Annotated in this window: 23 protein-coding genes and 3 pseudogenes; 15 read left to right on the plus strand and 11 right to left on the minus strand. The window is 57.2% G+C overall.

Going from position 1 to position 23,838, the window contains the following annotated elements; translation table 11 throughout:
* Positions 1-43 precede the first annotated feature (43 nt).
* Positions 44-1,126, minus strand: coding sequence for a maleylacetate reductase (locus tag AC07WT_RS26605; RefSeq protein WP_494949230.1), 1,083 nt, complete (start codon positions 1,124-1,126; stop codon positions 44-46).
* A 575-nt stretch (positions 1,127-1,701) separates the two neighbouring features.
* Here AC07WT_RS26605 and AC07WT_RS26610 point away from each other — a divergent pair.
* The 5 genes and pseudogenes from AC07WT_RS26610 to AC07WT_RS26630 all read left to right on the plus strand — a co-directional run.
* A pseudogene (locus AC07WT_RS26610) lies at positions 1,702-1,791 on the plus strand (NAD(P)(+) transhydrogenase (Re/Si-specific) subunit beta); the annotation flags it as partial.
* Between the two features lie 459 nt (positions 1,792-2,250).
* Positions 2,251-2,475: a DUF2798 domain-containing protein gene (locus AC07WT_RS26615; RefSeq protein WP_494949231.1), complete on the plus strand. Its 225-nt coding sequence runs from the start codon at positions 2,251-2,253 to the stop codon at positions 2,473-2,475.
* Between the two features lie 55 nt (positions 2,476-2,530).
* Positions 2,531-2,736, plus strand: a pseudogene (locus tag AC07WT_RS26620) (IS5/IS1182 family transposase); the annotation flags it as partial.
* A gap of 135 nt (positions 2,737-2,871) precedes the next feature.
* Positions 2,872-3,213 (plus strand): MarR family winged helix-turn-helix transcriptional regulator, encoded by a 342-nt coding sequence (locus tag AC07WT_RS26625; RefSeq protein WP_494949232.1) that lies wholly within the window; start codon positions 2,872-2,874, stop codon positions 3,211-3,213.
* Positions 3,214-3,353: 140 nt separating this feature from the next.
* On the plus strand, positions 3,354-3,863 hold the full coding sequence (locus AC07WT_RS26630) for a dehydroquinate synthase/iron-containing alcohol dehydrogenase family protein (RefSeq protein ID WP_494949233.1): 510 nt from the start codon (positions 3,354-3,356) through the stop codon (positions 3,861-3,863).
* Positions 3,864-4,165: 302 nt separating this feature from the next.
* Here AC07WT_RS26630 and AC07WT_RS26635 read toward each other — a convergent pair whose 3' ends face one another.
* Positions 4,166-5,071, minus strand: a complete 906-nt coding sequence (locus AC07WT_RS26635) for a LysR family transcriptional regulator (RefSeq protein ID WP_494949234.1) — start codon at positions 5,069-5,071, stop codon at positions 4,166-4,168.
* A gap of 182 nt (positions 5,072-5,253) precedes the next feature.
* On the opposite strand from AC07WT_RS26635, the gene AC07WT_RS26640 reads away from it, so the two are divergent.
* Positions 5,254-6,858: an FAD-dependent monooxygenase gene (locus AC07WT_RS26640; protein WP_494949235.1), complete on the plus strand. Its 1,605-nt coding sequence runs from the start codon at positions 5,254-5,256 to the stop codon at positions 6,856-6,858.
* Positions 6,859-6,877: 19 nt separating this feature from the next.
* A complete protein-coding gene (locus tag AC07WT_RS26645) occupies positions 6,878-7,849 on the plus strand; it encodes a PDR/VanB family oxidoreductase (protein ID WP_494949236.1) in 972 nt (323 codons plus the stop codon).
* Positions 7,850-7,882: 33 nt separating this feature from the next.
* Here AC07WT_RS26645 and AC07WT_RS26650 read toward each other — a convergent pair whose 3' ends face one another.
* Positions 7,883-8,803, minus strand: a complete 921-nt coding sequence (locus AC07WT_RS26650; protein WP_494949237.1) for a LysR family transcriptional regulator — start codon at positions 8,801-8,803, stop codon at positions 7,883-7,885.
* A gap of 346 nt (positions 8,804-9,149) precedes the next feature.
* Here AC07WT_RS26650 and AC07WT_RS26655 point away from each other — a divergent pair.
* Positions 9,150-9,847 (plus strand): annotated as a pseudogene (locus AC07WT_RS26655) (IS6 family transposase).
* A 1-nt stretch (position 9,848) separates the two neighbouring features.
* Here the strand turns inward: AC07WT_RS26655 and AC07WT_RS26660 are convergent.
* Entirely contained in the window at positions 9,849-10,031 is a 183-nt protein-coding gene (locus tag AC07WT_RS26660; RefSeq protein ID WP_494951050.1) for a methyl-accepting chemotaxis protein, read from the minus strand.
* Positions 10,032-10,654: 623 nt separating this feature from the next.
* On the opposite strand from AC07WT_RS26660, the gene AC07WT_RS26665 reads away from it, so the two are divergent.
* From AC07WT_RS26665 to AC07WT_RS26680, 4 genes are all read left to right on the plus strand, one after another.
* Positions 10,655-10,933 carry an HU family DNA-binding protein gene (locus AC07WT_RS26665; protein WP_494949238.1) on the plus strand — a complete coding sequence of 93 codons (279 nt, stop codon included), beginning with the start codon at positions 10,655-10,657 and terminating at the stop codon, positions 10,931-10,933.
* A gap of 203 nt (positions 10,934-11,136) precedes the next feature.
* Complete coding sequence (locus tag AC07WT_RS26670; protein WP_494949239.1) at positions 11,137-11,382, plus strand: hypothetical protein; 246 nt, start codon at positions 11,137-11,139, stop codon at positions 11,380-11,382.
* A 148-nt stretch (positions 11,383-11,530) separates the two neighbouring features.
* On the plus strand, positions 11,531-11,971 hold the full coding sequence (locus tag AC07WT_RS26675; protein WP_494949240.1) for an SET domain-containing protein: 441 nt from the start codon (positions 11,531-11,533) through the stop codon (positions 11,969-11,971).
* Positions 11,968-12,186 (plus strand): hypothetical protein, encoded by a 219-nt coding sequence (locus AC07WT_RS26680; protein ID WP_494949241.1) that lies wholly within the window; start codon positions 11,968-11,970, stop codon positions 12,184-12,186. The genes AC07WT_RS26675 and AC07WT_RS26680 overlap by 4 nt, the downstream gene beginning before the upstream one ends.
* 773 nt (positions 12,187-12,959) lie before the next feature.
* Here the strand turns inward: AC07WT_RS26680 and AC07WT_RS26685 are convergent.
* The 3 genes from AC07WT_RS26685 to AC07WT_RS26695 all read right to left on the minus strand — a co-directional run bounded on the left by AC07WT_RS26685 (position 12,960) and on the right by AC07WT_RS26695 (position 14,059).
* A complete protein-coding gene (locus AC07WT_RS26685) occupies positions 12,960-13,409 on the minus strand; it encodes a hypothetical protein (protein WP_172168029.1) in 450 nt (149 codons plus the stop codon).
* 156 nt (positions 13,410-13,565) lie between these two features.
* The gene (locus tag AC07WT_RS26690) at positions 13,566-13,772 is read right to left on the minus strand and encodes a hypothetical protein (RefSeq protein ID WP_494949242.1); all 207 of its coding nucleotides are present in this window, start codon (positions 13,770-13,772) and stop codon (positions 13,566-13,568) included.
* Between the two features lie 38 nt (positions 13,773-13,810).
* Positions 13,811-14,059 carry a hypothetical protein gene (locus AC07WT_RS26695; RefSeq protein ID WP_172168025.1) on the minus strand — a complete coding sequence of 83 codons (249 nt, stop codon included), beginning with the start codon at positions 14,057-14,059 and terminating at the stop codon, positions 13,811-13,813.
* Positions 14,060-14,317: 258 nt separating this feature from the next.
* On the opposite strand from AC07WT_RS26695, the gene AC07WT_RS26700 reads away from it, so the two are divergent.
* On the plus strand, positions 14,318-14,971 hold the full coding sequence (locus tag AC07WT_RS26700; RefSeq protein ID WP_494949243.1) for a TetR/AcrR family transcriptional regulator: 654 nt from the start codon (positions 14,318-14,320) through the stop codon (positions 14,969-14,971).
* A gap of 1,634 nt (positions 14,972-16,605) precedes the next feature.
* Here the strand turns inward: AC07WT_RS26700 and AC07WT_RS26705 are convergent.
* The 4 genes from AC07WT_RS26705 to AC07WT_RS26720 form a co-directional block, all read right to left on the minus strand.
* Positions 16,606-17,259 carry a TetR/AcrR family transcriptional regulator gene (locus AC07WT_RS26705; RefSeq protein WP_494949244.1) on the minus strand — a complete coding sequence of 218 codons (654 nt, stop codon included), beginning with the start codon at positions 17,257-17,259 and terminating at the stop codon, positions 16,606-16,608.
* Between the two features lie 251 nt (positions 17,260-17,510).
* Positions 17,511-17,675, minus strand: a complete 165-nt coding sequence (locus tag AC07WT_RS26710; RefSeq protein ID WP_494949245.1) for an SDR family oxidoreductase — start codon at positions 17,673-17,675, stop codon at positions 17,511-17,513.
* Positions 17,676-17,969: 294 nt separating this feature from the next.
* Positions 17,970-18,584, minus strand: coding sequence for a VOC family protein (locus AC07WT_RS26715; RefSeq protein WP_328807271.1), 615 nt, complete (start codon positions 18,582-18,584; stop codon positions 17,970-17,972).
* 366 nt (positions 18,585-18,950) lie between these two features.
* Positions 18,951-20,561, minus strand: coding sequence for a fatty acid--CoA ligase (locus AC07WT_RS26720; protein ID WP_494949246.1), 1,611 nt, complete (start codon positions 20,559-20,561; stop codon positions 18,951-18,953).
* 686 nt (positions 20,562-21,247) lie between these two features.
* Between AC07WT_RS26720 and AC07WT_RS26725 the strand changes: the two genes are divergently transcribed.
* On the plus strand, positions 21,248-22,408 hold the full coding sequence (locus tag AC07WT_RS26725) for an acyl-CoA dehydrogenase family protein (RefSeq protein WP_494949247.1): 1,161 nt from the start codon (positions 21,248-21,250) through the stop codon (positions 22,406-22,408).
* A 290-nt stretch (positions 22,409-22,698) separates the two neighbouring features.
* Positions 22,699-23,820 (plus strand): acetyl-CoA hydrolase/transferase C-terminal domain-containing protein, encoded by a 1,122-nt coding sequence (locus tag AC07WT_RS26730; protein WP_494949248.1) that lies wholly within the window; start codon positions 22,699-22,701, stop codon positions 23,818-23,820.
* The last annotated feature ends 18 nt before the right edge of the window (positions 23,821-23,838 follow it).

Consider the following 23,838-nt stretch of genomic DNA (forward strand, 5'->3'; position numbering starts at 1 on the left):
TTTTTGTAAACTTTCATGTGCAATTAATTCGGTGCGAACGTGTCTATTCCGCGAACGACCCAGTCGACGGACTCCGGCCGAAAAAAGCGTCTTCCAGCAGCGCGCGAATCGCGTCACGGTCAAGCTTGCGCGGGTTTGGATAAGGTGATCTCATGGCCTCGTCCGCGACACGATCTAGATCATGACGCGCAACACCAAGGCTTTCCAGCGATGTGGGGGCGCCGAGTTTCGTGACCAGATCAAAGATACCTTGTGCTGCATGGTTTGCATTTAGGGCGCGCGCCAGATGATCCATTACCTCGGGCACTGCGGGGGCGTTGTAAGCGACCGCATGCGGCAATACGACAGCGTGTGTCTCCGCGTGCGGAAGATTGAGCATCCCTCCGAGGGTATGACACAGCTTGTGATGCAGAGCCACGGAGGTTGCACCTAACGCCATCCCAGCGAGCCACGCACCGTACAGGCACTCAGTTCTGGCGTGCAGGTCGGACGGTTGCTGTCTGATGGTTGGCAGTCCGTGCGCCAGGCTTCGAATGCCGTCCTCGGCCATCAAGGAAATGATCGGGTTGCCGTTTTCAGCATAGAGCGCTTCAACGCAATGCGCGATTGCGTTAATTCCGCTGGTTGCACTCATCAGTGGCGGTAGCGACAGCGTAAGGGTGGGGTCGTAGATAACTGTCCGAGGTAGAACCTTCCAGTCCCGACCGGTCTTTTTCTCGCCGCTGTCTGTGATTCCGTAGATGGGAGTCATTTCGGAACCAGCGTAGGTCGTCGGTATGGCGAGTATGGGGATGTTAGATTCAAGTGCGATCGCTTTGCCCAAGCCGATCGTCGAACCTCCGCCCGCAGCGACAATGCAGTCCGCCCCAATGGAACGAGCGTAATCGCTCGCTTGCCTGGCGACTTCGATTGGAACGTGCATTACCGCTTTCGGGAAGATTCCGGCGAACTGGTTCCCAAGGCGCCCAGCGACCTCGTCGGCAAGTGCGGTTTGCTCCGGGGTACAGACGACTAGCGCGCGCTTCACAGCCAGCTCCGAAAGCTCCTGACGAAGCTGGGCAAGACTGCCGGTGCCGAAAACGACACGCGCCGGCAGGGGCGCATACACGAAGGAACCATGCAACATAACGATTCTGCCTCCAGTTTATTTGGTAGCTGAGTGCCAGTTCGTCGCTGCGACGTGCCAAGCGGCCAGCAAAGAGAACGCCTTGTTTAACCTGACGTTACCGCAGGGTGCGGTCTCGGTACAGGGCCGCCGAGTCATTTTGATTATGCCGTTTCGGCCTGCTCGGAATATTGCTTTCACCGTCGTCTGTCCGTACAGTGGCCGACGTTGGCTGGACTCGTTCTCTTAGAAAAGGTTTTAAGCAGGCGCTTCTCATCGGTCTTTCGCTTCCGAGCGACCTGAGCTGGATTGCGCGCAGGGACGCGGACGTACGATCGGTCGCGGAAATCGGAAGAAGCTAAATTGTTGTCTGCTGCCGGACACAGGCTGACGAGCCCGCACGCCCTGACGGGCGGTCGTGCCAAACGGGCGATCGAAAGCGGCCGCATAACGGTATCGCCGGATTTTTATTTGTGGGGCGATGGGCTCCGAAAGAGCGTCGATACGCGTGTGGCGTTTGGAACGTTGCGCCGCGTCTCGTGCACCTATTGGCCGCCCGAACCCCACGGATCGCTCGCGACCCGGTTCCAAGCACCGCTGAAACGGTGGTGATCGTGCCCGGTTATGGTCTCGCCGTGGCACGTGCGCAGCATGCGTTGAAGGAGCTGACCGACAAGCTGGTCGAGACCTGGAGCTCGAAATTGCAATGGCAACGTTTCGCTTGTCGCATACGGAGATGTAAACCATCGTGAAGGTCAAGAGTGCCCAGTCGACACCGGCGCACGGCTTCGAAATTTCATTTCCGGCATGGGCCTACTTGCTCTAAGACTTCATTGAAGTACGTTCGATCTCTCGAAGGCAGTCGAAATGCGCATTCTGGTTAACAGTGCCTCTGGGCGCTAACGGCGACGGCCACGGGGCGCTGTTGTCTTTCGGTCTCGATGGCCCCCCGATGGGTTCGTTGAGCGACGACGCCCGAAGGAACAGAAAGCCAAACTTGCTCCCTTGTTGGTCGAGTGCGTCGTGGGCCAGGATGCTGACCCGGTAACCGACAGTGCCCAGTCGATGACACCCGTTTTCTTTCACAAGATTGGCAAGCGCCCGGTTAAGGACGCATACATCTTGCAAAGTGGAAGGTATAAGTGATGTGGAAGATCCCCAAAAAATACAGCCATTTTGCGTTCGGCATGATTCAGGCCGGCGTAACGTCTGCGGTGGCATCAGCGATCGCAAGCATGCAGTTCGTTGCGGAGGGGACGTTTGTATCACACTGGGTGCGCTCGTCTCTTTTTTCGTGGGTTGCGATGTTGCCTGTCGTCATCGTCGCAGCGCCCCTCATCCGCCGGCTCGCCAACCGAATCACGCGCTGAACGCTGGTCGTGTCGATCGCGCTCAGGGAGGAAATGCCGTGTCTAGCAGGCTGTTGGCATTCCGCCCCAGATCGCCCGTTGGAGCGAGCCGCACGGCAGTGGCCTTGGCGAAACGCGGTGGGTGGTCGAGGGCAAATTGCCAGGCTGCATAACTTCAGGCGACTGCGCGTTCGATTCGAACGCCTCGCCTCCATCCACGAAGCGTTCGTGAAGATCGCCTGCTGCATCATCTGCTGGCGGAAAAGTCAACCATCATTGTGAGCGCTTCTTAGAAAAATGACCTATTCTCCTACGGCGCCGCGCCCAGGAATTAGCGAGTCCGTAATTTTTGGTAGCCCAGGCGACTTAGTCTCACGGGCTGAATCACTGATTTCGAATACGGTGACGCGACGCACGATGTCCGAACTAGATGTGACGGATCAACAAGGACGGATCCTGCTCCTGGTGGCGACCGGAAAATGCTTGACGGCCTCCGAGGTGGCGCGCGAATCTGGAGTTCACGCGAGCGCGGTCACACGACTTATACGCCGACTGCAAGATCGAGGCTTATTAGTAGGGGTTCGTAGTTCGCAGGACCGACGTGTCAACAAGCTCGCATTGTCGCCACAAGGCCGCTTCATCGCTGATTGCTTCCAGGTCGTTGTGGATGCAGCACTGGAGCGATTGTTGGCCGGACTTACGCAAGAAGAGATCGGCCTCTTCAAAGGAATGCTTAGACGCATTATTGTCAATGTGTAGTGGTCAAGTTATTTCGGACAGGCAGATAGGTTCTTTCACTGTCGGTTTCGTCTCGTAGGCAGCGGGTGACAGATAGCCCAAAGCTGAGTGCAAGCGCACGGCATTGTAGAAACCGATGATGTACCGGTTGATGTCGCGCCTTGCTTCGTCGTGGTTGGCATACTGACGCTGCTACACGGAGAGCGCGCCATTCTGGGGGCCATGGGGCCTGGCTTGCAGGGACGGTACTTGGTGCGATTTCTGTAGCTTTGCATCATAAGCTTTGCCACACGATGGGTGGAATGCTGGATCTGCTTCACGCACAGACGCACGCGATGGTGTTGTCGCATGCAGTTGCCTATAACCGACACGCTGTGCATCAGATAATGGTGCGCCTCGCTTTGGCGTTGGGTGTTACGGATGCGGCTCATGGCCTTTTCGATCTGGCCTTACGTCTACGCGTGCCGACGTCTCTCCAGGCGCTTGGCATTGTCGAGGATGATCTCGACCGGATTTGTGCCGTGGCGTTCCGATCGCCATATCCGAATCCGCGTGAACTGACATACGAGGGTATTCGGCACCTGCTGGAGCAGGCCTACCTTGGGCAGCGTCCTGACGCGCTTGGCACCGGAGCGCAAGCCCGACGCAACAGTATGCAGCCGGAGACGTAATGACATGTACAGGACAAGCTGGGTTCATTCGCGACCACGCCCGCGCTGCGCAGTGATTTTCTTGCATGGTCGCGGACAGCATGAAATGTCCGCCCGTTCGATCGCGCAACGGATCGCGCCTAACGATGCGATACCAGCTCCTGCCTGGAGCCCCAAGCAGGCGCTGGTATCCACAGAGCTTTCTTGCCCCTCTAGATGGAAACGCGCCACATCTTGAGGATAGCCTGCGCTACCTTGATGACGTCATGGTCGCTTTGGGTGAGGCTGGCATCAGATATTGATCGCTGTTTGCCGCACCACGTTTAGTGCGCTACAGCGGTGATCTGATGGCGGAGCCAGATAATTCCCGTATCTGCTTCAAACCTGGAGTGCCAGTATTGCTTGACTGCGATCTCTGGAAGGGAGAACGGCACCGGAACGCTCACAAGTCGTTCTCGTTGAGTGATCCAGTTACATAGTGGCACAGGAGCAGTTAATACTAGATCTGTCTCTTCAGCTAACAACGCGCTAACGAGGAAGCTTTCACACGAGACGCGGATTCGTTCTGCCGGACAAATTCTCTGGAGTTGCGCTTCTACACGTTCATGCACGTGGCTAAACTCGTGAGCCGCGACGATCACGTGGGTACAGGCCTTGAATGCGTCCAGATCAAAAGATGAACGTAGGCTCGGATGATCGCGTCTTAATACACACGCATAGGATGTTGTGAAGAGAACTTCCTCGCGTACCCCGGCATGGAGGGTTGGAAATTCACCAATTGCGATATCCACGTCTCCGGATTCCAGCTGCTGGATCAACTGCTTGCGCCCCAATGGCACAGCAGTTAAGGAGATACCGGGGGCACATTTAGCCACCGCGTTATAGATGCGTGGAAGAAAGAGGCTCTGGCCGAAATCGCTCGATGCGATTCGAAAATTTCGTCGTGACCTTGATGCGTCAAAATCTGTTGCACGTATTACACATTGTTGGTAAATCGAAGCTATCTCCGAAATGGCGGCCGCCGCCTCGCTGGCCCTTGGAGTTGGCTCCAGTCCGGATCCTGTTCGAACAAACAGTGGATCATTGAAGTGCTGGCGCAACTCCCCTAACCACCGGCTGAGCGTTGATTGAGGGATACCGAGGCTCCGGGCGGCTTTGCTCAGGCTGCGGAGCTGGTAAAGCGCATCGAACAGACGAAACTGGTTTATCGATGGGGTGTGGTCTCTCATCCTTCATATATTGTCCGCTTGGCAGCGGCGGCGGAAGTAGCGGATTCCCTAGAGTCCCATTTTTCTTATAGTGTCCAACCGGGCGTGAAGTAGAAAGCAAGGATAGCCCCGTTATAGACTCGTACTTCAGCATCGTAGTCGTCGTTGAGGTACCCCAAAGACAATACAATGGAGGAGTTCACATGTCTAATTTGACTGCAGCGCGGCACCCGGCAGAAGTGCCTGTATTGATCGTCGGAGCTGGCCCGACAGGTCTTATCTCTGCAATTGAGCTGCTACGTCGAGGCATCAGTGTTCGACTGATTGACCGCCTGCCGGTTCCGCACGCAACATCAAAGTCGTTCACTCTTCACGCACGAACGCTCGAGATGATGGAGCACATCGGGATTGCGCACAGGTACCTGGAGGATGGAATCAGGTGCAAAGGTTTCAAGTTTAATTTCGTCAGCTCTGACGAACACCCATTACTGGACTTCACGAAGCTCCCTGGACGTTACCCGTTCGTCCTGATCTATAACCAGAATGAAACGGAGCGCGTGCTACGTCAACACCTCCAGACGACATACGACTTCTCGCCGGAGTGGGGTGTCCAGCTTATATCGCTGTCCCAGGGAAAGGAAGGTATTTGTGCAACCCTGAAGCTTCCGGACGGGACAACTCAAGAGGTTCGTCCGCGATGGGTAATCGGTGCAGACGGCGTCCGTAGCCGGGTTCGTGACAGTATGGGCATTAGCTACGAAGGTGAGGACTATCAGGAAAATATCCTGCAGATGATGGACGTAGGGGTCACCAATTTCACAGATGGTGACGACTGGATCCATTACTTTATGGCGAAGGAGCACTTCCTTCTTGTGACCAAGCTACCGGGCTCCAACTACCGGGTACTCATCAGCGATCAGGGCAACGCTGAAAGATCATCCCTTCAGGAAACGCGAGAGGCTTTCCAGGGCTATGTTGACTCTTTCAGGGATAGCGCGAGGCTTAGCGAGCCACGCTGGGCGACCAAATGGAAAGTGTGGCGGCGTCTGACCGCGAAGTATCGCCTGGGGGCAGTCTTTCTGGCCGGCGACGCCGCGCACTGCCATTCGCCATCGGGTGGCAGCGGAATGAATGCATGTATGCAGGATGCGTTCAACTTGGCGTGGAAGATCGCCATGGTTGAACGTGGAGAGGCTCGTGCATCTTTGCTGGATACGTACGAGACTGAGAGAAAGCCCGTTGCGCAGCAATTGCTCGCGGGAACTCATGCGATGCATGAAATCATCATGGGACACGGACAGGGTTTGGACGAGCGGATCGCCAAAACGCAGGCGCCCGGATGGAATGAGGCGGCGGCAGAACTGATTTCTGGAATGTCATATAACTACCGGGACCAGTTGGCAGCTTACAGGGACGCCACGCTTCCAGGTGTCGGTCCGGGAGATAGGGTGCCTGATGCTCAGCTCGATGCCCGCCTGCGCCTTTTCGATGTGACCAGGCGGCCTGCGCTTTCGCTGGTTCTCGCGCCGAAGGTTGACGGAGAAATCGAGCTTGCCGAATCTCTTCGCATCGAAGTTTCAAGGCGGTGGCCACAGGTCAAGACGGCTCTTGTGCTACCGGCCGGTCACGAAGTCGTGCAAAACGACGTCTATGTGGACACGGCTGGTGAACTCGCAAAGAACTGGGGTGGTGCAGATCACGGATGGGTCAGTCTGGTCCGTCCGGATAACTACATCCACTTGCGAAGCTCCCTTTCGAACCCAGACACGATTGTCGAGGCTCTGAACGAAATGCTGGTTGGTGCTTGAGAACTGGAGTACGGAAACCATGGCTATTCTTTCGAACCCGATAAATGCGGTTATCAAGTCCATTCAGCAAGAGGCGGAAGGCATACGATCATTCGAATTTTTCCCCGCAGATGGCGGATTCCTTCCGTCATTTACCGCAGGAGCACATGTTGACATCGAGCTCGGAAACGGGATGGTACGCAGTTACTCGTTGGTGAATTCGCAAGACGAGACGCACCGATATGTCATTGCAGTAAATAACGACAAATCAGGTCGCGGGGGCTCACGATACATCCACGAGCAATTGAAGGAGGGGGAGCGTGTTTTGATATCGCATCCGCTAAATAATTTTCCGCTTGCGGAAACGGAAGTGAATTCCGTCCTCATTGCGGGGGGGATCGGCATTACCCCCATATGGTCAATGATTCAGCGTCTTGCCGCCTTGGGCCGGTCGTGGGATTTGCACTATGCATGTCGCACGCGGAGTTGTGCTGCGTTCCTGGCGCCAATATATGAGCTGGCTGGTTGTGGTTCGGGAACTGCGTCGGTGACGTTTGATCAAGAACCCGGTGGAGAGATGCTTGACTTGTCTAGCATCATAGATGCTGCGCCGCAGGGCAGTCATTTCTACTGCTGCGGACCGAATGGTATGCTCGACGCTTATGACAAGGCAACGGAGTCTCTTCCACGACATCTCGTTAGCAAGGAGTATTTTGCCGCTGTTTCAAGCGCAGTTCCTGTCAGTGGGGGCTATACACTTGTTCTTGCCCAATCGGGGAAGAGGCTGAAGGTGGAGCGGGGCAATACGATCCTGGAAACACTGCTCCAGAACGGCATCCGGAAGAACTACTCATGCACTCAAGGGATATGTGGAACATGTGAGACCAGGGTTCTGGAGGGCATACCTGATCATCAGGACTGGGTGTTGAGTGATGAAAAAAAGGCATCTAACAAGTCGATCATAATCTGCTGCTCAGGTAGCAAGACAGATACGCTTGTCTTGGATATTTAAAAAGGAGGAGCGGGACCCGAATCGGGATATGGTTCAGGTCTCGTAACCTTCGAATAGTCCAGCGATCAGGGCGCGTAGCCATTGATGGGCTGGATCGTTATGGAACCGCTCGTGCCAAAGTAGTTTCACGTCGAAACGCTCAAGGTCAAGGGGAGACGGAAAGACCTGTAGCCGTAGCAGACCAGCCAGTTTGGCTGCGACTTGGGAGGGCACGGTAAGGATGCAATCCGTCGACGGAAGCATTAACGTACTCAAGAGAAAGCTTTGAGAAATAGCCTTTATCCTATCGGGTGATATTTGATTACGAAGTATTCGTTCTGCGCGCAGGTGTATATGGCCAATAGAATGGGCTTCAACTAGAATATGCGTCCCTGAAAGAAAGGCCTCTTTCGTAAGCTGTTCTTGAATTGTGGGATGGTTTTCTCTAACCACGCAGACGTAGTGTTCCGTATAGATACTCCTTTCATGGATCCCTGCTTCTAGGCTTGGAAAGCCACCGATTGCGATGTCTACGTCACCACTCTGTAAGGAATCCAGTAGAGACCCACCTTCGAGTTGATTCGTGCGGAGTTGAATTCCCGGGGCTCTGCTCACGAGAGTTTTCATCAACTCCGGAATAAAGATGAGTTCACCGATGTCTGACGCTGCTATCGAAAAGGTGCGATCGCTAACATTGGGGTTAAAGGGCCGCCGTGGCTGAATTTTTTCACGATAAATGCTAACGATCTCAAGCAGCGGAACTGCGAGCGCGATAGCCGACGGAGTTGGAGTCATACCCTCCGATGTCCGAACAAAGAGTTGATCGTCGAAAAGACGTCGCAGCTTCGAGAGAGCCTGGCTCAACGCGGGTTGCGATACGCCCAGTTCACCGGCGGCTCGACTTACATTTCGAAATTTTAACAGCGCCTCGAAGACTGAGATCAACTCGAGGTCAAGATCGGAAGTACGGGTCATCGAGAATGGTTGGCAAAGAATAATGTAGCCTGAGGAGCGAGGTAACCGGTTACGATATTCAGAAACCTAGCGTCAATGAATAAGGAATAAAAAAACCAGATTGGCGTAGTGAATGTACTTGACTGTGTCCATGTAGACGGTAACACGGTAGTTTGTAAGCGCGCAATAGACGACGCGTTTGGCGGTGGCGAAGGGGTGTGAGTTAGTCTGCAGAGGCGACGAATCGCCATGGCAACAGGGCCTCGCAGTCGTCCGCAATCTGAGCAAGCGGCAGCGCCTTAAGCGATTCCGTCGCAATAAGGGGCGCTGATATGCTGCAGGCCTTACAAGAATGAGTCGAACGACGATGAAAGTGCCGAAGCCGGCAACAGCCAACGTGTTGAAGCGATTGCACTATCCGTTCGAAGTCATCCTGGTTCGCGTGCGTTGGTACGTGGCGTATCCACTGAGCTTACGCAATCTGGAGGAAATGATGGCCGAACGAGGGATTGCCGTCGATCATTCGACAGTGCATCGCTGGGCCGTCAAGCTTTTGCTGGTGCTTGAAAAAGCACTGCGCCGCTCCAAGCGAGCAGTGGGCAAGAACTGGCGAATGGATGAGGCCTATGTGAAGGTCTGGGGCGAATGGAGATATCTTTATCGGGCTGTCGACAAGGACGGCAAGACAGTCGACTTTCATCTACGAGCCAGGCGCAACAAGGCTGCGGCTCAGCGCTATTTTGAAAAGTCGATCAGAACGATGCTCCGGAGACAGTGACAATCGATAAAAGCGGAGCCAATCTGGCCGCGCTCGAGGCCATCAACGTCGAGCGTGAAACGCCCATCAAGATTCGCCAGAACAAGTATCTGAACAATATTGTCGAACAGGACCATCGAGCGATCAGGCTACGCACCCGTCCGATGCTCGGATTCGGGAGCTTTCGCCGTACCCGCATCATTCTGGGCGGCATCGAAACCATGCACATGATAGCTAAAGGGCAGATGAAACACGCAGGCAAAATTAAACCGTCGGCAGCGAGCCAGTTCTACTCGTTAGTTACATAAGTCATCCTGATAATATCGCTTTTGCTCGTCTCGATCGCCTTATCGTGACAAAACCAACGATAGAGTGTAGCGCTCGACACCTCAATTTGGTGGAAAAATTGACGAAATGGTTCGCTACGACGGCGAATCCCTTGCCGGCATCGCCGGCACGCGCCGCCTCAATCAGTGCATTGAGCGCGACCAGTTGTCGAGGCCATTCTCAAATGTCGTAGTGGCAGCAAAGTAGAAGTGTCGTGGTTTGTGCCTTTGTTATCTCTTTGACGAGGTTTTGAGCACAGGGTCCTGGAGGCTGGCCGTGGTTCTGCCAATCGCGGTGTTCAGATCCTCAACGGCCGTCGTAGCCGGTGCGGTGCAGGAGAGGCGTGGGAGGCGCAGCGGAGATAACACCCGTTATCACCGCGCCGAACCGGCTGTAGGCGGAGGAGTTTGAAGGCGCGCGACCGGACTGCTGTGATGTGACCGGAGGCCACGCGGCACGCGGGGGCCGGGCAGCAGAAGACGCGGAATGCCCACCAAGGCGTGTCGGAATGTCGATGGCCTGCGCCGGTCGGAGACTGTGGAGGACAGAGCTGAGGCTTCGGCATGGAACGGTGGACGCTGACCTCTCTCCACAAGCACCTCTGTCTTTGCACGTGCAAAGTCTCCCAGCCGGTATCAACAGCCGGGCAGTGGACACGACACCGATGACGGGCGGGCATAGGGTGGCCAATCTGGCGTGGGTGAGCCGGTGCGACGGAGGGCCAATTGCGCAAAGCGGCACCGATCGGGTAGGGTGACGACATTAATCAACCACTACGAGGGATCACAATGAACAAGCAGGAACTGGTGGATGCTGTCGCCGCGAAGACCTACGACAGCAAGGTCGCCACGGGCGAGACGATCGACGCGGTGATCGCGGCCATCACGGGCGAACTGACGAAGGGCAAAACGGTACAGCTGATCGGATTCGGCTCGTTTTCGACGGGGGCGCGAGCCGCACGGGTCGGACGCAATCCGGCGGCCGGTGCGGAGATCCAGATCCCGGCCGCGAAGACGGTGAAATTCACGGCGGGCAAGGCGTTCAAGGATGCGGTGAACGGCGCCTGAAGCCGGAAGCAAGCCGCCGGCCGGATTGCTGCTATCGGCGTCCCCGTCGAATCGCCGCGACTGATGGGGCGGCAGTCGCATTGGAATGTAGTGAACAGGCAGCAGGCCTGGACACGGATCGGCTGGCCTGGTAGCGTGGGTTGCGAGATGCCGCGGTGTACCGCGGCCCCTGCGCTTCACTGCCTGTCTATATAGATACCCGCATGGAAAAGAAACGATCACGGACCCGGCGGCGGACCTCGTGCCCGACCATCGGTGCGTTGCTGCGCTACCGGACGCGCATCGTGCGCGTCATCGCGGAAGCGCGTGGGCAACAGGCGATGATCGAATCGCTCGACACAACGGGCAGGACCTTCGTGAGCAGGGTGAAGTGGGGTAGCCTGCGCGATTCGGCGCCCAGCTCTTCTGAATCTGGCCTGCATCGCAGGTCATCTGACGATCAACCCTGAATGTCGCAGATCAAAACGTACCTACGTCCCAGGCTGGGATGCGGCCGCCTAAGGCTGGAGGTCGCAGCAACGGCCTCTTCATTTCACCACCATAGCGGCGGAAATTGGCCGCCCTATACTCGCGCATGGGCATAGCCAGGGCAACACAATGCGACGCGTCATCGTCCGGAGATCGCCGGTTCACGGCAAGGGTGTATTTGCGATGCGTCCGCTCGCAGCGGGCGAGCGCGTGCTTGCGTACAAGGGTGAAATCACGACGTGGCGAAACGCGTTGCGGTGGCACCGGCGTGAGGGTGTCGTTGGACATACGTTCCTGTTCGGCCTGTCGGACGGGCGCGTCATTGATGGCAGCCGGGACGGCAAGAGTGCCCGCTGGCTGAACCATGCATGTACGCCGAACTGCGAGACCATCGAGGATGAGGGTCGGATTTTCATCCACACGCTCCGGCCGATCGACGCGGGAGAAGAACTGTTCATCGATTACCTGCTTGCCGTCGACGACCATGAGGATGAAGAGGCACGGGCCCAATATGCGTGTGCCTGTACCGCTCCGGATTGTCGTCGGTCGATGCTGGCGGATGTGATGTGAGCGGGATGGTACAGGCTGGGCACGACAGCCATGCCGGTTTGGAAAGCGGCACCGGCCCGAAGCAGCCGGGTGACGGCTTTATCCAGATCTGCGCGGACGCGGTTTTTCATCTCGATGTGCTAAAAATGGCGTTGTCAAGGGGGTTTGCGCCCGACGCACCTTCTGACGCCAGGACGAAGGAACAGATGTCGCTGGATCTTGACGATTTGTGGTGATGCCGATACGCGGCGGATGTCCGACCAGGGAGCGGTCTTATGCGAAAGCGGAAGTTCGTAGGGCAGGGGGCGGGAGACGCGAGCTTGTCGGAACTGCTCAACCATCTCGAGCGGGCGTTGGCAGAATGTTCTATTCACGGATCTGTCTGGAAGAGACTGTCGGATATCAAGATGCGCCTTGCCTCATGCGACGAGGAAGCAGCCGCACTCACTCGGCGGTCTCCGGCTGCCCGTTGTAGTCGGCCGCCAGTGGTCGAGACTTTGCCGCTGTTTTCATGAGCGCCACCAACGGGTGATTTATCGGCTGGGTCGTCCGCGGAGGATTTCGATAGGCTCTTCGAAATTTTCACAGAAGCTTCGCTTCCGGCTAAGTTCGGGCCAGGTCCGGAAGTTCGACATCAATGTGCGGATCGTCGACAATGTGCGACGGTTCTTGTCAAGATGGGCTTTGACGTTCGCTTTGGACGGCTTAATCAACAGCTTGCCGTTGTACTTGCGGATGTTCCATCCGAGGAAATCAAACCCCTTCCAGCACGGTCAAATGGGATAGTCGCCCGAATTGGGATGCGGGTTTTTCCAGGATGTGACGACGCTGGTTGCTGCTGCCAATTTCACTTCCGCATCGCTGCCACGTTTCCTTCATTGCATGCTTGCGGCCGCTGTGTTCCGATAGCGAAATGAGTCGGTCTGTCCAGGACAGATGAGCAGCGTGGATCAATACCTGTAGCGGCCCGATAGCAGTGTACGACTTGCGATGACCGCGCCGCTGCGCGTCACGGTCCGCTGCAGAAAATCGCCGTTAGCAAGAGGGGGACTATTTGATGAATGACTGCGCCGCTACCCGCCTGGTGCGCCTGCGCTTCTACTGACTCGGTGGGGCCGATCACTACCACGCCATAGGCCGAGTCCCTAACAGGCTGGCCATTTCCGCGTTTGAACAGTGCATCGTCGTGTTCATACCCGAGGACGGCGTAGACGCGAAAGCCAAATGCCGTCAGGTTGCTGCCGTGCGCCGGTCGAAATGCGTTGACCGAGTTCGCTTCGACGCGCATCGGCTTCGGATCGATGTACTGGTCCTTCAGGAGCGGGGCGATGAACGCGTGTGCGTTCGATCTACAGTCGAGTTGCGGATCGAGCGCGTAGGCGTAGGACGAGACCGGAGGGAGCCCCGCGGCGAATGCAGCAAGCGCCGTCACCCAGGCGTAGGTTGCGGAAATCTTCATCAGTCTCTCCATCCAATCGAGCTCGCTCCCCAGTGTGAGCGAACTCGATCCGGCACCAGCGTGTCCTGCACCCGCTCCAGTTTCATGGCCAGCAGCCAGATGCGCATTCCTAGGTCAGCCTAAGGGCCTCCATGGTGGCCCTCAGGCACCATTTCTTCAGGATGACGAAGACTCCGCGCACAGGCCGCCCCGACAGTGGGACCCATCGGACTCCTCGTTATTCGACAGTGCCGATTCCAACGCGTGAACAAAACGCTGAAACGCATCCAGCGTTCCATGGACGCTTCGGTACTCGGTGCGACCGATCCTGCCGTCAAGTACGACCAGCATTCCAGCATCCGTCGCCAATTCCAGGATGTTCATTCCGTTCTCCTGAGATCGCCCGACTATCGCCCCATCGCTCATGCCGCAAGCGGGTAGGCGCGCATCGCCGGCGTGCTCGCCTTTGCCGGGAACACGTTCCACGAACCGTCGTCGTGCCGGAAGAAAACGATCGTCAAACCTCCGTCCGGCCGCATCACGCCGATGCGCACGTAGCGCCTGCGATCCGATGGTGTGCGACTGAACTCCATCACGCGTACCGTCACCACCGCAGAGTGCCCAAACCACTTTGCGACCAGCGATCGCAAGCACATCTTGCCGGAACCCATCTCGCTCTCCTCTCACCGCGGCGCCACCATCGTGTCCCGCCAATTCGTGGCTGGAACATTGCAACGTCTTGTCGGTTACCTTACCGTCAACTATAGGTTAGATAACCTATAAATCAACCGCTTAATTCGAGCGCAAGGGTAAACGATATTTGTCCATTGAAGTGCTGATTCATTGGGCATTTGGCATGTCGATGCTTGGGAAAAACCGGTTTATCAACCTATACTTAAGTCAGGTTAGACAACCTATTCGGAGTGCACGTGAAAAAACTGACCCTCACTTCTGCAGCGATATTTGATCCACGAACCGCGACACTCACGAGGCGGCGCGGCAATCGGGAGAGCCGGGTGCCTGAGATCATCGATGTATCGATCAACGTGCTGATCGCGGCGGGTTACGCAGGGTACACGATCAACCGCGTGGCCAATGATGCGGGCATTCGCCTGAGCACGTTACAGCACTATTTTTCGACCCGTGAAGCGCTGTTGCGCGCCACGATCGAGGAGGTCGCCAAGCGGTACTTCGAACGCTTTCGAGGCTTTGCCGAAAACGGAAACCGCTCCCCGCAGGCGCGGCTCGAAGCAATCATCGACGACGCTTTCGCCGAGTTTGTCAAACCTGGGATGCCGGCAGCCATCTTCGAAAGTTGGGGATTGGCGCTGCATGAACCGTTTGCGCGCGATGTGGTCGTGGAGATACAAAAGCAGTTCACGAGGCTTTTTGCGAAGCTCGTTGGCGAATTCAATCCGGCACTGTCGATGGAAGAACGCGAATTGCGTGGCGCATTGATCGTGTCCAGTTGCCAGGGCCTGGTTATTTTCCTTCGCTGGAGTGAAGACAGCTCATCGCAACTGCATGCCTTCCGCAAGGCAGTCAAGGTCGTATGGAGTGGCCTCGGCAAGGCTGAGGAATGAGCAGGCGCGACCTGCTGTTGACGTTCGTTAATTATGGGAGTGGATGGAAAGTGGGGGGGCGGGCGCTTTTACTTTTGAGCGAACTCTGGCGATCAAAAGTGAGGGAACCGCTTGGCGAAACAGGTCTCCAGCCTTCCGTCGAGTAGCTCGACCCGTGTCTGCAGCAGGTAGTGGGCACCCTTCATCGACCACCTCGTTTGTTGACGTTTTGTGAGTCGTCGGTTTATAAAATGATTCATGACCGACTCGGCGGACGCCGACGATACTTGACGGCCGGCCATTCGAGCCTGTTCATGGTCGATAAGGTCGCAGCGATTGTTCACGAGGAAAGACAACAATCGAGCGGCTGCGCGAGACGCAGTACCCGCGCACAGATCATAGAACTTTGTCAAAGATCCGATTTCAAGATTCAGCGAAGCGATGCGCGTGCGTACGATCTCAATCGCCACGTCGCCACGTCGCCACGTCGCCACGTCGCCACGTCGCCCCGCCCACGCCATAGCTTGTCGCGCACGCGATTTAATAGTCGCTCGCATCGTTGCATCACCATGGGTCGCTGGAACAGAGGAAACGTGTACGCGCAGAGCGCCGACCGCACAGCGTGAAGTTTCATGCCGATGTGGAACCAGTCGAGAATGTTCGGTGCGACGCAAGGCGCCGCTGACGTTACTAGCGATCGCATACCCCGGGAACCATCTGTGACCACGTCAACCATTGTGGACCGAACCCAACCACACTGGTCGAGTGCCGCAGCGACCAGCACGCGCGTCAGGCTCGGGCGCTGGAGTACGCACGCGAATCGTCGAGCCGCTATCCCGTCACGTTCGACGCGGCCCGCGATAGCTTCAAACTTGCGCATATCTTCCTGCGGAACCGCGGTGATCACGGTGCCGTCTATTGCGAGACGCAAGTGCCTGGCTCCGTCAAGGCGTTGGGTTCCCGCGAACCATCCGACGTGGAACTGGTCATCTTCAATGTGCTCACCGCAGTCGAGCGTCTCATTGCGAACAGTGGCGTGAGACGGGGTGTGCAACCCGGCGAGGTCGGCGACGTTGCGCGCGGCAGATCGGTACGAGACAGCGGCGCCTTGCTTCGCGCACAGGTACGCAAGTTCCGGCGTACGTCGTCCCGGTAGCAAGGTTTCTTTCGGACACTCCGGGAATCGCAAATCCGCCGGCTCATCGTTCTCGCACCGTGGTTCAGGGGTGCACAAGCAGGATATCAGTCGGGACACTCGAACTCTGACACTGCCCAATGCGGTCGCAAAGACGCGAGGGCGCCAGTCTTTTATGCGGCGGTATCGTCCGCAATGCCTGCAGCGTCGACGCTGAGCGCCGTAGGCACGGATCTGGTCTTGGGCCACCGCATGTTGAAGGCTGGAAAGCAGACTTTTTCCCTCGGACATCGACTATCCAAATTCAGCCCGGGTGGCTCCTTTGAGCGGGCGCTGAAACTTAGCTAACAGTACTTTCTCATCGACACCTTCACGCTGCAGGTAAATCATCCAATGCATATCCATTTGTCACCTCGGATCACGGGTGTCAGCGGTAGCTTGGTGCAAAGTGTCGTGCTCCCCCAGTTTTTCAACACTCCCAATTTAAGTCGTAAAACGTCCGTGATGATGCGGCAGACTCTCATTCCTTGATGATTAGGGCGCGGATAAGGTCGATTGTCTTTTCTACTTCTTCAAGATCGAAGGGATCACGGCCAGTTGTCAGTTTGAACTCGGCCGCAATGGTGAATGGTACAGCGGCGATCGAGAGTATCGCGTAGTAGAGACGCATTGGGTCGGTCTGCCGAATAGCGCGTTCGCGCTGCGCCGCCTTTATGATGTCAACGGTTTCCTCGACCCGGGACTTCAAGTGATTGTCGTAGAGCCACTTCAGCCGCGGACTGGGATGGGCCGCCTCGAAAGTCATGATCCGGTGAACGCCTGGAAATTCCGCCAGGAAGTGGACCATGTCGCCAATCAAGCGGTGAAGCTTCACCGATGCCGCCTTACCCCGGCACTCATTAAGCATTCGGCGATGACGTTCGTCGAAACGCTGGACGATGCGGCTCATTACCGCCTCCCAAAGCGCTTCCTTGGAAGGAAAGTGGTAGACCATGCGCTGGATCGTTGTTCCGGCATCAGCGGCGATCTTCCGCATTGATGCCCCTTCGTAACCGTGCGCAGCAAAAGCCTCGAAAGCCGTGTCGAGAATGTGCTCGAGCATCTGGGTCGGTGGCTTTCGGCCGGGGGATTTGGCGGGCCTTTTCACGAAAGGAATGTCAGGAGACGCATTCATGGTGTACGTTGTTATTCAATCCTGCTGGAAAGGCAAAACCAATGATGGATGTCCGCAGCCACCCCGCGCGCAACTATTCACGGCGGGGCAGTGTTGATTTTCGCTTGGCGGGCGGGTAACCCATCGGTAGACAACTACCTCGATATCTTGGGTGATCGCGGCATTTGCCGTCAATCTTGTTCACACCCATCGGGCTAGCATTCGGATCACCGCACCCGGCATCTCGCGATAGTGCCTAGGTGCGCCTTGGTTCAGATATCGCCGGCGACTTTCAACTCTGCACCCGCGACATACCCTGCCGAGTCCGATGCCAGGAAAACGGCAGTGCTCGCGACCTCCTCGGGAGTTCCGAGACGCTGCATCGGAATCATTCGGGAGAGTTGCTCGCGCGCTTCTGGCGGGTTGGCATGGATCATTGGTGTATCTCCACTCTCATCCAACCCGATCCGTTCGAAAAGTCGCGCTGGCCGAATATTACGCCCCTCAACAGACGATAGCGATCTCCCGGCCTTTTTCGTGAACTCAGGTCAAAATGCCGTTTCGCTGACCTGCGCGAGGAGTCGTGCCTTGCCAACTCCTTGCCGGCCGGCCGCTCCGGCAAGGAGGACAACCTTGCCTTTGACGCCGTTCGGGGCTTGCTTCTCCCCGTTACCCGACTCTACCGCCACAAGGCTCTTTTTTCGGAGCACCATTGTTGTGCGGTGTCGGCTTCAGCCGCCCTGGCAGAATGCAGCCGGGGCATCCGCGCGCGTTGCGGGCTTATGATTTATGTCGTTATCCGTCAACGGACGCCACCAAGCCCCGAACTCCAACTGAATACCGTCGGGATCGCGAAAGTAAATCGACGTAAGCCACGGCTGCTCATCAGGAGCAACACCAATGCTGGCACCGTCCTTGCCGAAGTGATACATGATCGGCGAGACCCAAATGCCGAGGCTCTCAAGCTTTTCCTTGTATTCGGGCAATTTTTCGGGTGCGACACGGAACGAGAGGTGGTTCATCGATCCGATTGCGGTCGTGTAGTTGTCCGGATCAAACCCGCTGGACGGATCTCCGACATTCTGTTTTGGCACTGTGACTCCGGGCTCTGCCACGTGCTTTTTAGCAAAGTAGAAGAAGGCCAGCGAACTCTTTCCATCCCCCATATCGAAAAAGAAGTGCTGACCACCACCGCCAGGAAGCTCCGTCGTCTTGATCAACGGAAAGCCCAAGACCCCTTGGTAGAACTCGACGGTGCGCTGCATGTCGGCAGAAACGAGGGCAACGTGACTGAGTCCCTCAATTTCGAATACTGGATTTTTCTTTTCGGTAAGAAGGTAGTTCACTTGTCAAAGTCTCCGAATCGATAGGCGCAAAGTTGTCGTTGCGCCGAATAATGGTCTCCGGAACGGCACACAGACAAAATTGACCGTCGGACAACCACACACTATCCTTGGTTCTATTCTTTGTCAATTGATCAAGAATTAATGGCAGCGCGCGGTTGTGTCGCCATACGGCCCCCGGCCCCTTGTTGCGCTGGGCTTTATCGAGGACGCCATGGCTATCTGGGGTGCCCCCGATTTGGTGCCAGTCATCATCGGGTAACGTGGTCAGTCCGGCGAACGTCGAGGGGACGGCGGATGGTGTTAGCCATCGATATACATTCGGGTCATCATTGATTGGTGTGTGCAACCTCCGAGGTGCCTCCTGCTTCAGTTCACGCGGCGTTCGAGGCCGATCCAGTATGGCTCGCGCAGTTCGCGCCGTAGAATCTTGCCGGCGGCGTTACGGGGCAGGGCGTCGACGAAGTCGACACTCTTGGGCGCCTTGAAGGATGCCACGCGTGATTTGGCAAATGCGATGATCTCGCTTGCATCAGCGGCGGCGCCCGGATGGAGCACGACGACTGCCTTCACTGCCTCGCCCCATTTCTCGTCGGGCACCCCGATTACCGCGACGTCGGCTACCGCAGGATGATCGTGGATCACATTCTCCAGTTCGGCTGGATAGATGTTTTCGGCACCGGAGATGATCATGTCCTTGATTCGATCGCTGATGTAAAGATAGCCGTCCTCGTCCGTATAACCGGCGTCGCCTGTTCGCAGCCATCCCTCGGGGTCCAGCGCGCGAGCCGTGGCCTCCGGCATACCCCAATAACCCACCATGTTGGCCTCGGAGCGCGTCATGATTTCGCCAACCGTACCGGGAGGAAGTGTCCGGCCCTGTTCGTCGACGACTTTGATCTCCACACCAGGCATCGGAATGCCCGCAGAGCGCATGCGCTGATTTCCCGACCTATCATGATCCTCCGGCGGAAGATAGACGATCGTCCCGCACGTCTCTGTCAGCCCATAGGTTTGGCAAAAGCCGCAGCCGAACACATCCATGCATTGGCGAAGAAGATCGAGCGGCATCGGCGAAGAACCATAGATGATATAGCGCAGTCGGCTGAAATCCACCTGGCGCGCACGCGGTTCGTTCACCACGATGCGGAGGGCCGAAGGAACCATGAAGATCTTTGAGATATTGTGCTGCTCAATGAAGTCCAGTACCTTGAGCGGGTCGAACTCCCGGACGACAATCGACTTGACGCCATGGAAGAGACCGACAATGCCCCAGACGCTGCCACCGACATGGAAAACCGGCATCGCGGCCAGGTTGATGTCGTCGGTGTTCCAGGCGCTCCAGTTCAGCCCGGCTTTGGAGGCGGCGCGGCGCACGCTAAGAATGCTGCGATGCGCTAGCATGGCGCCCTTCGGGCGTCCGGTCGTGCCGGACGTGTAAAGCTGCAGCACCACGTCTTCTTCGCTGGGCCGGAATTCCACGTTCTGGGGGCTGCCTTTGCTCCGCCAGACTTCGAAGAGCACGGACGAGAGGCCGCATGGCTCAAGTGCGACCACTTCCACCGGATGCCCGACCAGTCGCAACGCTTCGCGCACCTGGACTTCGACCTCGGGACCCGCGAATAGCAAGGCGGCTCCGCTGTCTTCCAACATGTATGCGATCTCGGCCGGCGCCAGTCGCCAGCCGATCGACGTCATGACGGCGCCGACCTTGGCGGCGCCGAATAGAATCTCATAGAAGTAGTCGCTATTCTTGCCAATGTAGGCGATCCGCTGTCCCTTCGAGACGCCTTGCTGGAGAAGTTTGTTCGCTACCTGGTTTGAGTGGCGATTGAAAGTCTCATAGTCGATTTCGCGGCCTTCGAAACTCAACGCAACAGCGCGTGGGCGATGTCGCGCTTGATATCGGGCGATGTCTCCGAGCGTGCGCATCGCGTCGAAATCGACGGCGTCGCCGGCAACATGTCGTGCGTTAACCATCAAAGCCTCCGACAAAGTGGATGGAATACCTCGCGTGTTCAGCGGGATTCCTGGTTTGGCAACTCAGAACCTCGCCCCACGAATGTGGTGGGCGTTGAGGCACTGGTCTGGAAATATCTTATCCCGCGAGCTTCCGCGGTCGAGACGCGAGACCTGTTGAGCATCATTTGCATTCCTCTCTTCAACTCTAGTCGCGGGTTTTGTTAGTCCGGCACCAATATGATACTAACATGATACTAGTCTTGACAACTGCGTATCTTGTGGCAGTATGACGGTTCCAACCACACGCGGTGTGTTCAGAAAAGGGGTGGATCGACGGCTAGGGATCCGAACTCCGCGGTAAAAGTGTTAGAAGTCGCCGACATCGGTTTAGGACCCTTCGCGGCGATGACACCTGAACGGCGTGACCAAATCCGCATCAGCGCCACACTGTTCGCACATGTTGTGCGGTTCCCGACGTGCTAGGGGCGGTGTACGCGAAGGGCGGGTATTGGTGTGTGTCAATGCAACGAATTGAGGAGCGCTTCTCCGCAGGGATCCTGCCGAGCGGCTAGGAGGGCGGCATTCGGCAACTGCCAGTTCTCCATGTCGATCCCCGTGGCCAAAAGCGGGGTTGGCAGCACGACAGGTCGTCGGGCAGACATGGCGATCGAACTTAAAACGTTAAGAGAGTAAGGAATCGACCAGTGGATTTTCAGCTTACCGACGAGCAGAAAGAACTGCAGGAAACGGCGCGCAAGTTCGCGCGCGCGGAACTGATGGATTTGTCGCGGGAGATGGAGGAAAAGGGGATGCCCCTCCCCAAATCGATGCGCAAACGTTATGCCGAGATGGGGTTTCTCGGTGTCAACCTGCCCGAAATCTATGGCGGACTTGGGCTCGGTCATTTGGAAGCACTGCTGATTCTTGAACAGTTCGCAATGATCTCGCCGGCTGTCGCGTGGCCGATCTTTGAGAGTGCGACCGGCCCCGTGCGCACGATCGAGCATTTCGCATCCGATAGCATCAAGGCCCTTATTATCCCGCAGGTCGTTCAGGGCGAAGCGATCGTAGCGGTCTCCATGTCGGAGCCATCGGCAGGCACGGCGCTTACCGACCTCAAAACTGCGGCACGTATTGAGGGTGACGAGATCGTCGTCACCGGTCAGAAACGCTGGTGCTCGGGCGGCGGTCATTCGGATTTTTATATCGTCTACTGCCGTTTCGACAATGAGCCGGGCGCGAAAGGTATCGGGGCGATTCTGGTCGAGAAGGAGCGCAAGGGGATCAGCTTTGGCCGTCCGGAACGGCTCATGGGCTTCCGCGGAATTCCCTCCGCCGACATCTACCTCGACGAAGTGCGTGTGCCAAAAGACAATGTCATCGTCCCCAAGAGCGGCTTCAGCAAATTGATGAGCGCGTTCAGCTTGGAACGCTGCGGCAACGCCACCATGGGTCTTGGCATCGCCGCCGCTGCGCTCGAAGAGGCAACGGCCTACGCGCAGGACCGCGAACAATTTGGCAAGCCCATCGTGGACTTTCAAGCGATCCAGATGAAGCTTGCCGAAATGGCGATGAAGGTTGAGGCGGCGCGCCTGCTCATCTATCGCGCGGCGGTCAATGCAGCCCAGGGCCTGCCTTCGATTCTCGATTCCTCGCTCGCCAAGTGCTTCTCCAACGAGATGGTTGTCGAGGTCGCATCGAAAGGCCTGCAGATTATGGGAGGCTATGGCTATTCCCAGGAATACCGCATGGAGCAGCGTGTGCGCGACAGCTATGCCTGGGGCATCGCAGGCGGCACCATCGACGTCCAGAAGACGAATATTGCTTCCGTCCTTGTCGGGCGCCGCTTCAACCAGAGAGGCTGACAGTCGCCGCAATGGACCAACTCCGCCACCACATGAGTCCGTCATCCGCAATGTCGGGATGTCGTACAGGCTCAGCCGCGATGTCCAACGGCGCGGTCAGCGCCATCATGTTTTCGCTGGCTAGTCGAGCTGGGCGGTGTAAGGTGTACGGGGCATAAGATATGGCGTGCCATCTTGACGTCCTTTTGTCGGCTTTTCGGTCTGGCCGGACCATCTATATTCCCGGCGCTACCGGAGAATCTCGAGCGCTGGCAACTGCGCTGCGGGACCAACCGGAGGTAAGCGCGGGCGTGCGCTTCGTCAGCGGCCTCGTTCCTGGCATGAACGAGACGTTGGACTATGGCGGACTCGCCCCTGACTGTACCGTGACAACCTTCATGCTGCCAGCCTGTATGCGTGACAGCTTCGCCCAGGGGCGGGTGACGCTTCTGCCACGGACGTATTGGGGCGCGGCGCGTTATCTTCAGGCGATCGCCTGCGACGTAGCTGTCGCACATGTAGCGCCGCCCAATGCAGACGGCTTGTGCTCGCTTGGCGTCGCAAGCGATTTCACGCCGCTGGTGTGGCCGAACGCGATGTTCAAGGTGCTGCTCATCAATCCAGCAATGCCGATTCTGCCGCGCGCTCGCATGCTCTCTATTGCTGATGCGGATCTGGTGGTGACGCTAGAGGGGCCGTTGGTCGAGGCGCCGGTCGCGAGGGAAACAGAAACGGCGGCCGCCATTGCGCGAACAGTCGCAGCTTTGATTCCTGACGGTGCTCACATTCAGACTGGGATCGGTAGCGCGCCAGACAGGGTCTGGACGTTTCTGCGTGATCATCGCGGACTCGTTCTACGGTCGGGTATGGCGAATGGCGGGTTGCGCGAGCTGGCCGAGGCTGGCGCGCTGGCTGACGGCGGAGCCCATCTTGCCGGCATCGCTTACGGCTCAGTCGATTTCTATAACTGGCTGCAGGACACCGATCTTGTGGAATTCGCTACGACCCTCGAAACCCACGGCTTGCCTGCACTGATCGACACGCCACGATTGCACAGCATTAACTCGGCTTTGGAGGTGGACCTGTTCGGCCAGGTGAACGTCGAGTGGCAAGGGAACGCCTTGTCTAGCGGTGTTGGCGGGGGGCCGGACTTCATGCGTGCAGCGACCTTTTCGCCTGGCGGACGATCAATTATCGCGCTCCCGGCAACGGCGGAGCGGGGAATGGTGTCGCGCATCGTTGCGCGCCTCGCCCGACCCAGCGTCAGCGTGGCCCGCTCGGACATCGATACGGTCGTCACCGAACATGGCGTGGCCGAGTTGCGCGATAAGGGGATCGATGAGCGCGCGCAGGCTCTGATCACAGTCGCGGCGCCCCAGTTTCGCGCGGAATTGGAAGAGGAATGGCGCGCGCTTCGCGCGACCTTCGGTTGATATCACTAAACAGGAGAC

The organism is Paraburkholderia sp. GW821-FHT02A12 (assembly GCF_059422005.1).

Excerpts from the sequence above, each read along its gene's own strand:
- AC07WT_RS26690 (WP_494949242.1), bottom strand. The coding sequence starts at position 13,772 with ATGAACATCCTGGAATTGGCGACGGATGCTGGAATGCTGGTCGTACTT.
- AC07WT_RS26665 (WP_494949238.1), top strand. The coding sequence starts at position 10,655 with ATGAACAAGCAGGAACTGGTGGATGCTGTCGCCGCGAAGACCTACGAC.
- AC07WT_RS26685 (WP_172168029.1), bottom strand. The coding sequence starts at position 13,409 with ATGAAGATTTCCGCAACCTACGCCTGGGTGACGGCGCTTGCTGCATTC.
- AC07WT_RS26675 (WP_494949240.1), top strand. The coding sequence starts at position 11,531 with ATGCGACGCGTCATCGTCCGGAGATCGCCGGTTCACGGCAAGGGTGTA.
- AC07WT_RS26695 (WP_172168025.1), bottom strand. The coding sequence starts at position 14,059 with ATGGGTTCCGGCAAGATGTGCTTGCGATCGCTGGTCGCAAAGTGGTTT.
- AC07WT_RS26640 (WP_494949235.1), top strand. The coding sequence starts at position 5,254 with ATGTCTAATTTGACTGCAGCGCGGCACCCGGCAGAAGTGCCTGTATTG.
- AC07WT_RS26670 (WP_494949239.1), top strand. The coding sequence starts at position 11,137 with ATGGAAAAGAAACGATCACGGACCCGGCGGCGGACCTCGTGCCCGACC.
- AC07WT_RS26625 (WP_494949232.1), top strand. The coding sequence starts at position 2,872 with ATGTCCGAACTAGATGTGACGGATCAACAAGGACGGATCCTGCTCCTG.
- AC07WT_RS26650 (WP_494949237.1), bottom strand. The coding sequence starts at position 8,803 with ATGACCCGTACTTCCGATCTTGACCTCGAGTTGATCTCAGTCTTCGAG.
- AC07WT_RS26645 (WP_494949236.1), top strand. The coding sequence starts at position 6,878 with ATGGCTATTCTTTCGAACCCGATAAATGCGGTTATCAAGTCCATTCAG.
- AC07WT_RS26705 (WP_494949244.1), bottom strand. The coding sequence starts at position 17,259 with ATGAATGCGTCTCCTGACATTCCTTTCGTGAAAAGGCCCGCCAAATCC.
- AC07WT_RS26605 (WP_494949230.1), bottom strand. The coding sequence starts at position 1,126 with ATGTTGCATGGTTCCTTCGTGTATGCGCCCCTGCCGGCGCGTGTCGTT.
- AC07WT_RS26720 (WP_494949246.1), bottom strand. The coding sequence starts at position 20,561 with ATGGTTAACGCACGACATGTTGCCGGCGACGCCGTCGATTTCGACGCG.
- AC07WT_RS26635 (WP_494949234.1), bottom strand. The coding sequence starts at position 5,071 with ATGAGAGACCACACCCCATCGATAAACCAGTTTCGTCTGTTCGATGCG.
- AC07WT_RS26710 (WP_494949245.1), bottom strand. The coding sequence starts at position 17,675 with ATGATCCATGCCAACCCGCCAGAAGCGCGCGAGCAACTCTCCCGAATG.
- AC07WT_RS26615 (WP_494949231.1), top strand. The coding sequence starts at position 2,251 with ATGTGGAAGATCCCCAAAAAATACAGCCATTTTGCGTTCGGCATGATT.